The sequence below is a fragment of the Pyxidicoccus xibeiensis genome (assembly GCF_024198175.1).
In the GTDB taxonomy this organism is placed as follows: Bacteria; Myxococcota; Myxococcia; order Myxococcales; family Myxococcaceae; genus Myxococcus; species Myxococcus xibeiensis.
This window is the reverse complement of record NZ_JAJVKV010000001.1, coordinates 123,664-135,315: the sequence shown is the minus strand read 5'-3', so window position 1 is coordinate 135,315 and position 11,652 is coordinate 123,664. Positions and strand designations below refer to the sequence as shown.

Genomic DNA, 11,652 nt, shown 5'->3' with positions numbered 1-11,652 from the left:
GTACCGCGAGTGCTGCAACAAGACAGGCGCGAGACCGCTTCCGGCCCCACGTCTTGCCTCACCCCCGGCTCAAAGCATCCGCTGTGCCAGCGGCCTCTGAGAGGAGGAGAGGGCTCCGCCGGGTGGGGCGGATTGCCCCAGTGGGGCGTGATGCCCCACCCCGGGGCGTGCCTACAGCCCTCCGGTGTCGTAGCTGGAAGGCGCGTCCACGTGGAAGGCGAGGCCCCCGGTGCGCTGCTCACCCGGGACCCGCGTCAGCGCGTGGGCAGCTCGCGGAAGTCGACCTCCTCGAAGCAGAGCCTCCGCACCGTGTCCACGAAGCGCTCGCTGCCCACGATGACGGTCGAGAAGTTGGCGAGCCGGAAGAGGTCCCGGTCGGTGGGGAGCGAAGCGGCGTCGAGCAGGGGCTCGCGCGGCATGCTGAAGCGCGGGCCACAAGTGGGGCACGGCACGTGCGGAGGGAGGCAGTCGCGGTGGAACAGCCCGCCGGGCTCCACCTGGAGCTCCAGCAGCTCGGGCGGGTGCTTGTCCCGGAAGCGCAGCTCCGTGCGGCAGCCCTTCAGTCCCCGCACCCCTTCGGCCTGGAGCTGCTCCAGCGCTTCCCGGTGCATGAGGACCGTCCAGGGGTTCTGCAGGACGAGCTGGGGAAAAGGGCCGCGAGCCCTTCCCAGGAGCGCACCAAAGGATGTTCCTGGCGTGAGCGGGGCTCCTGAAGGTGCGAATCGCCGCACCCGCTCACGCAGGCGGCTGAACTCCGCGAAGTCCTCCTCCAGCTTGGCCTTCAGCTTCTTCCTCTCGGGAAGCTCCGACAGGTCGACGGAGGGGTAGGCTTCTCCAATGGATGCCCAGGTGTCATGGCACGTGGGGCAGCGGACGCCGGGGAGAAGCCACTGGTGCTCCGTCTGAAGCGACCATGAATAGCGAGGAGAGGAGACCTCCTCCAGGGAGTAGAACCGCATGGCTCAGTAGATATCCTCTTCGGCCAGGGGGAAGGCAGGAATCACCGTCTTGCGGTTGTAGGGCACGACCGGACCCGAAAGCTCAAACCGGAAGATCAGCTGCACAGCGAAGAGGTGGATGGCCTGTTCACCTGCGGTGCTTCGATTGTCACGGATGAACTGCCGCCAGGCGGCGTTCCAGGGACCTCCCTTGGCTCCATGGTGGATTCTCTCGTGAATGGGCTTCTCGATGACGAGCGTCCATTCATGGATGTTGATGCCCTTGATCGCGAACCATTCCTTGAACTCCTGCGGAAACACATGGTGCTTCACCCAGGTGCGCCTGCCCTGGTCGTGCTTGTCCTGCTGGAGCCGGGACGCGGCCTCTTCGCTCGCCTGATTCCAGGGGATGATGAAGATGGGCTCCGCATTCCTCGGCAGCCCCTGCCTGCTGCCCCAGAAACGCTGAGGGTTCGAGGAGGGAATCGGCTGTGCCGTGGGAGCCCGCGCGGGAGGCGGACGGACGGGCATCACCGCCTGCGAGCGCTCGACACGGCCAGGCTGCACGTCCTCGCAGAAGTAGAGGCCGCAGGCCTCCACGCCACACAGCAGGATGATGCACCGGTCCGCGCCGGGGTCGTCACACTCGGCGCTGGCCCGGCGTTCCTCTCCCGAGGGCGTCGAAGCACAGGCCGTCAGCAAGCCGCACAGCAACAGGGCCCAGGTCTTCATGTTCGACAGCTCCCGGCGTGGAGTCCGGGAGCTTCATACTCTGGATGCGGCGCCTACAGCCCTCCAGTGTCGTAGCTGGAGGGTGCGTCCACGTGGAAGGCGAGGCCCCCGGTGCGCTGCTCACCCGGGACCCGCGTCAGCGCGTGGGCAGCTCGCGGAAGTCGACCTCCTCGAAGCAGAGCCTCCGCACCGTGTCCACGAAGCGCTCGCTGCCCACGATGACGGTCGAGAAGTTGGCGAGCCGGAAGAGGTCCCGGTCGGTGGGGAGCGAAGCGGCGTCGAGCAGGGGCTCGCGCGGCATGCTGAAGCGCGGGCCACAAGTGGGGCACGGCACGTGCGGAGGGAGGCAGTCGCGGTGGAACAGCCCGCCGGGCTCCACCTGGAGCTCCAGCAGCTCGGGCGGGTGCTTGTCCCGGAAGCGCAGCTCCGTGCGGCAGCCCTTCAGTCCCCGCACCCCTTCGGCCTGGAGCTGCTCCAGCGCTTCCCGGTGCATGAGGACCGTCCAGGGGTTCTGCAGGACGAGCTGTGCGAAGCTTCCCCGTGCGGTTCCCACGAGCGGACCCAGTCCTGTTCCTGGCTTGAGCGGCACTCCCAGCGGAGCGAGTGGTCGCACCTGCTCACGCAGGCGGGTGAACTCCTCGAAGTCTTCTTCCAGTCGTGCCTTGAACTTCTTTCGCTCAGGCAGCGCCGACAGGTCGACGCAAGGGTAGGCCTCGCCAATGGAGCTCCAGGTGTCGTGGCACATGGGGCAGCGGACACCGGGAAGGAACCACTGGTGGTCCGCTTGGTACTCCCCCGAGTAGCGCGGGGGATTGACGTCCTTGAGCCTGAAGAACCGCATGGGTCAGTAGATGTCCTCTTCCGCCAGGGGGAAGGCTGGAACCACCGTCTTGCGGTTGTACGGCACGATGGGACCTGTGAGTTCGAATCGGAATATCAGCTGCACGGCGAAGAGGTGAATGGCCTGCTCGCCGGCCTCCTCATTGTTGTCCTCGATGAACTGACGCCATGCCGCATTCCAGGGGCCTCCGCGAGCTCCGTAGTGGATTCGCTCGTGGATGGGCTTCTCGATGACGAGCGTCCATTCGTGGATGTTGATGCCCTTGCCCTTGAACCACGTCTTGAACTCCTGCGGAAACACATGGTGCTTCACCCAGGTGCGCTTGCCCTGGTCGTGCTTGTCCTGCTGGAGCCGGGCTGCAACCTCTTCGCTCGCCTGATTCCAGGGGATGATGAAGATGGGCTCCGCGTGCTTCGGCAGTCCCTGCCGGCTGCCCCAGAAGCGCTGCGGGTTGGAGGAGGGAAACAGCTGTTCCGTGGGCGCCCGCGCGGGAGGCGGACGTACAGGCATCACCGCCTGGGAGCGTTCCACACGGCCAGGCTGCACGTCCTCGCAGAAGTAGAGGCCGCAGGCCTCCATGCCACACAGCAGGGTGATGCACCGGTCCGAGCCCGGGTCATCACACTCTCGCGAGGGTGTCGAAGCACAGGCTGTCAGCAAGCCGCACAGCAACAGGGCCCAGCTCTTCATGTCCGCCTGCTCCCGAGGTGGGTTCCGGGAGCTTCATACCCCGTATGAAGCCCTACAGCCCTCCGGTGTCGTAGCTGGATGGCGCGTCCACGTGGAAGGCGAGGTCCAAGGTGCGCTTCTCGCCCGGGGCCAGCTTCACCTTCCACGTGGCGATTCCGTCCGCGGGCTGCAGCACGTGGCCCGCCGTCGTCTCCGGCTCCAGCTCCACCTTCACGTCATCCAGCTCGGACACGGGGACGTGCTCGGACAATTCCACCACCTCCGCGCGCGGGCGGAGGTTGGCCAGCTCGAAGCGGTAGACGTACCGGAAGCGCCGCTTGTCGTTGAAGAGCCCCTTGTCCGTCTGCAGCTCCTGCACCACCTGCCGCTCCACGCGCAGCCCCTCCTCCACGCCGAAGGTCAGCTCGAACGGCGCGCCCTGCGCCACGCGTGACAGGGACTGCCGCCCCAGGAAGCCGGTCTCCCGGTACACGTCCACCACCCCCGGCAGCAGCGGGAAGGGCGCCGCGTTCGTCACCCGGGCCACGCGGAACACCACCGGGTGCAGCTTGGGCACCGTGCGCCACGTGAAGCCCGCCTTCAGCCGCGTCCGCGCCACCCGCACCCGCACCTCGCTGCCGTCCCCGGGGACTCGCACCGCCTCCTGCGCCTCCAACTGCACGGACAAGCCCTGCGCCGCCGCGCGCAGCCCCTGCGCCGCCACCGCGTCCAGCGCGTCGCCCGTCTCGGCGTGCTGCTGCTGCTCGTCGCGGCGCACCAGCACCTTGCGCTCCTTCTCGCGCTCCTCCGCGAAGACGTACAGCGGCCTCACCTCCGGAGGCGTCGCGTCCTGGCGCGGCAGCGCCGTGGACAGCAGCAGCTTCGCGCCCGCCCAGTCCTCGCCCGTCGCCTGGCGCACCGTGGCCAGCGTCGTCAGCTCCACCGTCTGCGAGGCCTCGTCCGCGCGCGCCTCGTACGCCGGCTCCCACTTCGCACCGCCCACCAGGTACGTCAGCTCCACCCGTGCCTGCGTGCCCGCGGGACACGACAGCCGCACCTCCACGTGGCGCTCCTTCTTCGAGGCCGCGCCCTCCACGCGGTTCAGCTCCGCCTCCACCTCGTCGCGCCGCTGCTTCAGCTCCCGCCGCTTCGCGGCCGTCGCCTGCTCCTCCGCCACCGCGCGCAGCCGCACCGCCATCGCCGAGTCGAAGGCCGCGGCCCACGCACGCGTGTCCGGCCGTCCGCCCGTCAGCTCGCGGGTGACGCGGTCCACCGCCACGTCCGTGAAGCCCTGGGCCAGCTTCGCCAGGTCCTTCGCCCGCTCCGCGGCGTCGTCCAGCACCGCCTCCTCGCGCTCGAGCGCGTCGCGGCGGGCCTCCAGCTTCGCGCGCTCCGGGCCATAGGCCGTCTCGCGCGTGCGCTCCTCGCTGACGAGCCCCTCCACCGCGGCGCCCACCGCCCTCGCGCGGAGGCTGTCCGGCGCGGCGGCGGGAGGAATGGCCTCGAAGCGGGCGCTGGTGGGGCCGTTGCACGTCACCGTCTCCACGCGCGTCACCTGCGCGCGGTCCGGGTACACGACGACGGTGGACACCTTGGCGGAGGCGACGAGCGCCCAGACAGTCAGGGGCAGGGCATGCATGGCGCGCTCCTCAGTGCTGCTGGTACAGGCGCCAGCCCCGGGGGCGGCGCAGGGTGTATTGGAAGGAGACGGTGGTCTTCCCGGAGGCGGGCACCACCAGGTTCCACTGGAGCTCGCCCTTCTTCGGGTCCTGCTCCGCGAAGGGCTCGGTCTTCAAGAGCGCCACCTCCACCTTCCCGTCGGTGTTCAGCGGCCACTGGTCCACCACGCTCACCGGCAGCGGGAACGGGTACGGATTCGGCACCTCGATGGACACCTCGTACGTGCCCAGGTCGTCCTTCGAGAGCAGGCCCTTCTCCGCCTGGAGCAGCCGCACGTTGCGCGCCGTGCGCACCCCGCGGTCGAGGCCGAGCGGCAGCGTGAAGGACTGCTTCGGCACCACCGTCTCCAGCGTGGCGGTGCCGGCCGGGTCCGCGCCGACGAAGAGGGCGGCCTCGCCTCCCGGGAGCACGCGCTGGGAGGGGCTCGCGAGCCGCGCCACCAGGAATGCGTCCGGCGCGAGCGCGGGGAACACCTTGCGCTCCACCTGCACCGGCCAGGACTCGGACACCAGGGGGATGCTGCGCTCGCCCTGGCCGCTGCGCACCGTCTCCGGACGCTGCGAGCTGAACGTCAGGTCATAGCCTCCCGCGAGCGCCGCGGGCAGGCGTGGGTCCACCTGGGGCCGTGTCCAGGCCGATGGTGGCGTCAGCCCCACGGACGTCGGTGCTTCCGCCAGGGATTCGAAGGAGCGGGCCGCGCCGCCCTTGCCGCCCGGACGCGCCACGGCGACCCGCTTGATGAACTCCTGGTCGACGTTGACGCCCGCGGTGGTGGAGCCGACGTCGATGGTCGGCGGGGCGCCGACCACCTCCGCCACTTCCCCCAGGGACTCCGGCAGCAGCTCCACGTTCACCCGGATGTTGCGCTGGCTGCGGAGCTGGATGTCGGGGCGCCTGTGCATCCGGAAGTCCTCCTTCTCGAAGCTCAGCGTGTAGACGCCGGGAGGCAGCGAGGGGAGGAGGTAGTTGCCCTGGGCGTCCGTCACCGCCGTCTGCTCCCCGGGGAACGCGGAGCTGGTGACGGTGATGACCACGTCGGGCACCGGCTGCCGGGACTGGGCGTCGATGACCGTGCCCCGCAGCTGGCTCGACTGGCCGGCGCTCGACTCCGAGGACGGCGCGGGTGTGCTCGTCGGGTCAGGCTGGCCCGCGCGCGCGAGGAGCTTCTGGCGCAGCTCGGACTCGGGGTCAGTCGGACGGCCGAGCGGGGGCGCGGGCGGCGCCGGGCGGAAGACCTCGTCGTGCGGCAGCGGCGTGGGGATGAAGCGCTCGCTGGAGCCCAGCTTCCAGGTGGTGAGCTTCGGCAGGACGGTGGCGGTGGAGGGCAGGGCGGTGCTCAGCGCGAGCTGCGCGCCCTCCCAGTCCTCGCCGGTCTCCTGGCTGACGCGGCCGTAGAAGGCCACCTGCACGCGCTGCGACTCCGGCTGGAGCTGCAGCTCGTAGCGCGGGTACCAGCGGGCGCCGGTGGTGAAGTAGGTGAGCAGCACCTTCGCCGGGCCGTTGCCGCTCAGGGTGGCGGCCACCTCCACACCGGGCTGCCGGGGCGCGCCGCCCAGCTCCGCCGCCTTGGCGGCCTGCTGGTGTCGCTCCGCCGCCAGCGTCCGGGACTGCTCCTCCAGCTCACGCAGCCGGGCCTCCAGCCGGGCCGCGGTGTCCACCAGGAAGGTGGCGGCGGTGCTCCACGCGGCCGGGTCCGCGCCGGAGGTCTGCGTGCGCGACGGCGGGCGCTGCTCCGAGGCGTCCTCGGCGCGCACCGTGGGCCGGACGCGGCGGAGCGCCTCGAGCTGGGCGCGGTACGCGTCGCGCTCGGCCTGGTTGCGCACCAGGGCCTCGTCGACCTGCTCCAGCCGGTCCAGCAGCTTGCGCGCCGAGTCCTGCGAGAAGGCCTGGGCGCTGACGGCGCGCACGTCCACGTGTGTGACTTCGGCGCCCTGGGCCTCGACGCGGATGGAGGCGGGGTCCACGAAGCCGCGCAGCCGGGGAAGCTCCACGCGCTGGGCACCGGTGACGGTGACGGTGGCGGTGCGCACCACGCGCGCCCGGTCGCTGAAGACGGTGACGGAGGTGACGGGTGCGTCGGTGGCGGCCGGCAGCACGCTCGAGGCGAGCAGCCCGAGTCCGAGAAGGAGCATCCCGCCATGCTGTCCTCTTCAGGAAGCAACTGTCACCTTCTTCACCCGCTGTGTGGCCTCACGGGAGGGCGCCGGAAGCGGCGGCGGTGCCTCCCGGGGCAGGGGCAGCGTCGGAGAGTGCGTCGTCGCGCGCGCACGCGTCCTCTCATCGACACCGCCGGCGCAGGAGTCCTGGCCGCGCCAGTGCGCGTGCACAAGATGCCGCACGTCGCTACACGGCCGTGCCTCGCGGGACTTCCCCGGATGGCGCGGTGGGGGGTGAGCGCTCGTGAAGAAGACTCCACGCGGGTGGCTGGTCGTGGCCCTGTCCTGGGTCGTGCTGGCCTCGGGTTGCAAGTGCGGTGATGGGGACGAAGGCGGGCCGGGGACTGGTGGCAGTGGCCCGCCGCTGGCGGAGGACTCGGCGGAGTCCGGCGGCCGTGAGGTGACGCTGGAAATCACCGAGGTCTTCACCCGGCAGGCGGGCACGGCGCCGCTCCGGACCTCCTTCGTCACACAGGAGGAGATGGTGGCGCGCGCCCGGGTGCAGGGCGGCGACGCGAAGCTGGCGGAGGCCATCCGCTGGACGGTGCGCCCGGTGGGCACGCACACCGGACCCGCCGCCCCCGCCGAGGCGACGGGCGCGGAGCTGGTGTTCCGGGGCAGCTCGGCGCTGCCGCTCACCGGCAGCCGGGAGCCCAACCAGCCGCTGGAGTACGAGGTGGTGGCCTCGCTGGCGCTGGAGGGCCGCACGCTGGAGGCGAAGCTGCCGCCCACCACCTTCGTCCGCCAGGAGGAGGCGGACATCCTCCGGCAGGAGTACGTGGACTACGGCACGCAGTTCAAGCCGACGCTCGCCCACGTGCGCGTGCCGGGACGCCCCACGCTCAACCGGGGCAACTACACCGTCATCGTCGAGGAGAACCCGGGCGAGCTGGACCGGCTCGCGAGCGACCTGGAGGCGGAGGTGAACCGCCTGCTCAATGACGACGTGCAGGTGGTGCGGGTGGGCGCGCAGGCCCCGAGCCCCAGCTCCGTCGTGGTGTCCCCCGGCCCGTCGGTGCTGATGCTGGGGCCGCTGGGCGACACCGAGCCCAAGGGCGACGACGTGTGCGCGGGCAAGCGCATCAACAACGGCTGCTCGGGACCCATCCTCGCCGGGCCCAACCGCATCGCCGACACGCTCGCCAACAACCGGAAGACGCAGGTGAAGCTGGAGACCATCATCACCAGCGCGTACCGCAACCCGCAGCGCAACCGGTTCGTCGGCTCGAAGTCCATCGACAGCCGGCACACGCGGGGCATGGCCCTGGACCTGGACCCGCGCTTCCTCGCCATCCCGGGCAAGGACGCGAGCCACCTCATGTGCATCGTGGAGCTGGCGGGCATCCGCCTCGTCGGCGAGGACGACAGCTACAGCGAGAACGGCCCGACGACGTTCCTCGACTGCAACGACGAAGCCGCCGACCACGTCCACGTGGAGCGGTGAGCAAGGAGCGACCCATGACTTCGTTTCCGACCCGAATCGCCGGGCTGGCGCTGCTCGTCCCGGCGCTGGCCTGGGCCCAGGCGCCCGCGCAGCCTCCGGCCCCTTCGGAGCCGCCGCAGCCTCCGTCGGCCGCGCCGACGCCGTCGGTGGCGAAGCCCGCCGAGCTGTCCCCCGCGGGCACGGAGGGCATCCGCCTGGCGCAGGAGTCCTGTGCCTCGGATGGCTTCGACAAGGCCCGCTGCCAGAAGGCCATCAGCCTGCTCCAGGAAGCGGAGCGCACGGACCCGGACAACACGGACGTGCAGCTCGCGCTGGCGCAGGCGTACTGGAACACGTCGTACCGCGAGGCGCCGCAGGCCCGCTCGCGGGGGAGCCTGCGCGAGCGCGCGCTCGGCATCTACGAGAAGCTGGTGGGCCGCAAGACGAAGGACGCGCGGCCCTACTGGGAGCTGAGCCTGCGCAGGAAGAACAGCACGGAGCGGGTGCCGCTGCTCAGGCGCACGGTGGAGCTCAACCCCAAGCACCCGCAGGCGAACAAGGACCTGGCCCAGGCGGAGCTGAAGTCGGGCGAGGTGGACGCGGCGGTGAAGAGCTACGAGAAGCACCTGGAGGTGAGCCCGTACCGGGACTCGCAGGACGCGGTGGACCACCTGTCCTTCGCGAAGCGGCTGCAGCAGCTGGGGCGCTCCGACGCGGCGACGCGGCTGACGGAGCGGGTCTCCCGCCTCATGCAGGGCGAGCGCCGGGGCACGCGGTGCGAAATCTGGCGCTCCGTGGATACGAAGCTCTACGAGTCCGATGGCGCGCTGGCCCAGCGGGTGCGGTCGCTCTTGCCCTACTGCACGAAGACGGAGGACCTGGAGCGCGCGTCGGAGCTGGCGCGGGAGGGCCGGGTGGACGAGGCCATCAGCGCGGCGGAGCGCCAGCTGCAGGAGAACCCGAAGCCGGAGGAGACGCACGTGCTGCTGGAGAAGCTCTACAAGAGCAAGGGCCAGCTGCGGCGGGCGGCGGACACCGTGACACGTCACCTGCGCCAGGAGCCGGACGCGAAGGAGAAGTGTGAGCGCTTCCGCGCGCTCGCGCCCGACACGGCGCGCGCCATGCCGGAAGAAGAGCGGCGGGCGCTGGAGCGCGACTGTCCGCAGCCCGAGTGACGGCGGGCGCGGCCCAGGCGGCCGGCGGCGGGGGCCCCGAGGAGTCGGCCCTGGCCCGAGTGGCGGCGGGCGCGGCTCAGGCGGCCGGCGGTGTGGGCCCCGGAGAGTCCGCCTCTCCGAGGAACCGGCGCCGCAGCGTGCGCGTCACCTCCGCGTCCCAGCGGACGGAGAACACCTCCACGAAGGTGCGCCGCCAGCGCAGGGCACAGGCGAGGCACGCCAGCGTGACGGCGAGGCCGATGACGCTGTTCTGCCAGGAGGCGAGGTCCCACTGCCCGTCCCAGAACCACTCCCGCATGCTGGTGGGCCAGAAGTAGAAGATGGGCCAGCCGGGGCCGCTGCCCGCCAGGTCGCACAGCAGGTGGAGGTGGAAGGCGAAGAGCGACAGGCCGGCCACCCGGACGCGCTGCCGCGCCAGCGCCACGCACACCGCCATGGTGACGAGCGCGCCCACGTAGCCGTGGAAGAGGACGTGGTGATAGCGCCCGTAGAGCTCCTCACCGGCGAGCAGCGTGAGGCCGTCCAGGTCCGGCGCCAGCCCGGCGCACACGACGAGGATGCGGTCCCTGCGCTCGCGCAGGCCCTGGGCCGCGAGCCACGCGAGCTCGGCATGGATGATGGGATTCATGTCCATGCAAGCCTATGACGCCCGCGGCCCCGCGCGCCCCCAGGTCCGGACTCACCCTGGAATGGGCGAGCGGCGGGGCGTGCCCAGCAGCACCAGCGTGCGAGCCGCTACGTCCACGAGTGTGGAAGAGCATGGCAGGCAGCCTCCACCGCAGCAGGTGGGCCAGTCGCCCTCCGGCTCCCTCAGCAGGGGATACACGCAGCCGCGCAGCGAGTCCGGCAGCCCGGCCTCCTCGCATGCGGTCCGCAGTGCCGCCTGCACGATGGGGTCCTTCACGTCCAGCACGTGAGCACCCATAACGGAGAGCGCGCCCCCCGTCCCGCCTGCCCTCCCTTCTTTCCTATTGCAGAAAATCATTAGGAGCCTTACGACATGGGCACTGCGCTCCGGATACCCATGGCCTCGCCCGACACCCCCCTGACCCGCTACGAGCGGCTGAAGCGACTGGCCCAGCGCTTCCCCGAGCTCGACACGAGCGCCATCGAGACGGTCGTCACGCTGATGAAGATGTCCAATGATTTGTCCGGTGCCTTCGACGCGCACGTCGCACGGCATGGGCTGTCCATGGGGCGCTTCATCGTGCTCGTGCGCCTGTACTCCTCCGAGGAGACGGGGGACATGGCGCTGACGCCGGCGGACCTGGCGGAGAGCTCGGGCGTCAGCCGGGCCACCATGACGGGCCTGCTCGACACGCTGGAGAAGGACGGCCTCATCTCCCGCGAGGACCATCCCGAGGACCGCCGGATGTACACGGTGCACCTCACCCCGAAGGCCCGGCGCCTGCTCGAGGGCATGCTCCCCGACCACTACCGCCGCATCGGCGCGCTCATGGCGAACCTCAGCGAGGATGAGCGCACCACCTTGAGGACGCTGATGGCCAAGGTCGCCTCCGGCATCCCCGCGCTCCGGGACCCCTGAGCCCGGGGCTTCGGGACTACTGGGCCGCCTTGGGGTCCATCCAGAAGATCTCCCACTGGTGGCCGTCCAGGTCCGCGAAGCTGCGCTGGTACATGAAGCCGAGGTCCGAGGGCTCCTTCGTCTCCGTGCCGCCGCCCTCCAGCACCTTCTTCATGTATTCGTCCACCGCCGCCCGGCTGTCCACGGAGAGGGCAATGAGCGCCTCGGTCGTCGTGGTGGAGTCGGCAATCTCCTTCTTCCCGATGAAGCCCTTGAAGAAGGGCTTCACCAGCAGCATCGCGTAGATGTCCTCGCTGATGACCATGCAGGTGGCGTTCTCGTCCGTGAACTTGGGGTTGAACGTGTAGCCGAGCTTGCCGAAGAACTCGGTGGACCGCTTCAGGGACTGCACCGGCAGGTTGACGAAGATCTTGGTTCCCATGGTCGCTGCTCCTCTTCTCGGGGTGGGTCGGGCAGTGCGGACTCGGCCCTCAACCACGCGACGAATGGGCC

General features: G+C 70.5%; 12 protein-coding genes. 3 read left to right on the top strand and 9 right to left on the bottom strand.

What is annotated here, in order from left to right:
- Window positions 1–254: 254 nt before the first annotated feature.
- The 6 genes from sitI6 (LXT23_RS00505) to LXT23_RS00480 form a co-directional block, all read right to left on the bottom strand.
- Complete coding sequence (sitI6, locus tag LXT23_RS00505; RefSeq protein ID WP_253978052.1) at window positions 255–959, bottom strand: SitI6 family double-CXXCG motif immunity protein; 705 nt, start codon at window positions 957–959, stop codon at window positions 255–257.
- Window positions 960–962: 3 nt separating this feature from the next.
- Window positions 963–1,670, bottom strand: a complete 708-nt coding sequence (gene sitA6 / locus LXT23_RS00500; RefSeq protein ID WP_253978051.1) for a SitA6 family polymorphic toxin lipoprotein — start codon at window positions 1,668–1,670, stop codon at window positions 963–965.
- Window positions 1,671–1,806: 136 nt separating this feature from the next.
- Window positions 1,807–2,511: a SitI6 family double-CXXCG motif immunity protein gene (gene sitI6, locus LXT23_RS00495; RefSeq protein WP_253978050.1), complete on the bottom strand. Its 705-nt coding sequence runs from the start codon at window positions 2,509–2,511 to the stop codon at window positions 1,807–1,809.
- Window positions 2,512–2,514: 3 nt separating this feature from the next.
- On the bottom strand, window positions 2,515–3,201 hold the full coding sequence (sitA6, locus tag LXT23_RS00490; protein WP_253978049.1) for a SitA6 family polymorphic toxin lipoprotein: 687 nt from the start codon (window positions 3,199–3,201) through the stop codon (window positions 2,515–2,517).
- Window positions 3,202–3,253: 52 nt separating this feature from the next.
- Complete coding sequence (locus tag LXT23_RS00485; RefSeq protein WP_253978048.1) at window positions 3,254–4,819, bottom strand: mucoidy inhibitor MuiA family protein; 1,566 nt, start codon at window positions 4,817–4,819, stop codon at window positions 3,254–3,256.
- Between the two features lie 10 nt (window positions 4,820–4,829).
- Window positions 4,830–6,992, bottom strand: a complete 2,163-nt coding sequence (locus LXT23_RS00480) for a mucoidy inhibitor MuiA family protein (RefSeq protein WP_253978047.1) — start codon at window positions 6,990–6,992, stop codon at window positions 4,830–4,832.
- A gap of 268 nt (window positions 6,993–7,260) precedes the next feature.
- Between LXT23_RS00480 and LXT23_RS00475 the strand changes: the two genes are divergently transcribed.
- Together LXT23_RS00475 and LXT23_RS00470 are read left to right on the top strand one after the other, a co-directional pair.
- Window positions 7,261–8,460, top strand: a complete 1,200-nt coding sequence (locus LXT23_RS00475) for a hypothetical protein (RefSeq protein WP_253978046.1) — start codon at window positions 7,261–7,263, stop codon at window positions 8,458–8,460.
- Window positions 8,461–8,474: 14 nt separating this feature from the next.
- Window positions 8,475–9,614 (top strand): tetratricopeptide repeat protein, encoded by a 1,140-nt coding sequence (locus LXT23_RS00470; protein ID WP_253978045.1) that lies wholly within the window; start codon window positions 8,475–8,477, stop codon window positions 9,612–9,614.
- 76 nt (window positions 9,615–9,690) lie between these two features.
- Here LXT23_RS00470 and LXT23_RS00465 read toward each other — a convergent pair whose 3' ends face one another.
- Both LXT23_RS00465 and LXT23_RS00460 read right to left on the bottom strand, forming a co-directional pair.
- Window positions 9,691–10,242 (bottom strand): metal-dependent hydrolase, encoded by a 552-nt coding sequence (locus tag LXT23_RS00465; protein WP_253978044.1) that lies wholly within the window; start codon window positions 10,240–10,242, stop codon window positions 9,691–9,693.
- Window positions 10,243–10,293: 51 nt separating this feature from the next.
- Window positions 10,294–10,527: a Rossmann-fold NAD(P)-binding domain-containing protein gene (locus tag LXT23_RS00460; RefSeq protein WP_253978043.1), complete on the bottom strand. Its 234-nt coding sequence runs from the start codon at window positions 10,525–10,527 to the stop codon at window positions 10,294–10,296.
- 87 nt (window positions 10,528–10,614) lie between these two features.
- On the opposite strand from LXT23_RS00460, the gene LXT23_RS00455 reads away from it, so the two are divergent.
- Complete coding sequence (locus LXT23_RS00455; protein ID WP_253978042.1) at window positions 10,615–11,160, top strand: MarR family winged helix-turn-helix transcriptional regulator; 546 nt, start codon at window positions 10,615–10,617, stop codon at window positions 11,158–11,160.
- 16 nt (window positions 11,161–11,176) lie between these two features.
- Here the strand turns inward: LXT23_RS00455 and LXT23_RS00450 are convergent, their stop codons facing one another.
- Window positions 11,177–11,581, bottom strand: a complete 405-nt coding sequence (locus tag LXT23_RS00450) for a VOC family protein (protein ID WP_253978041.1) — start codon at window positions 11,579–11,581, stop codon at window positions 11,177–11,179.
- Window positions 11,582–11,652: the final 71 nt, after the last annotated feature.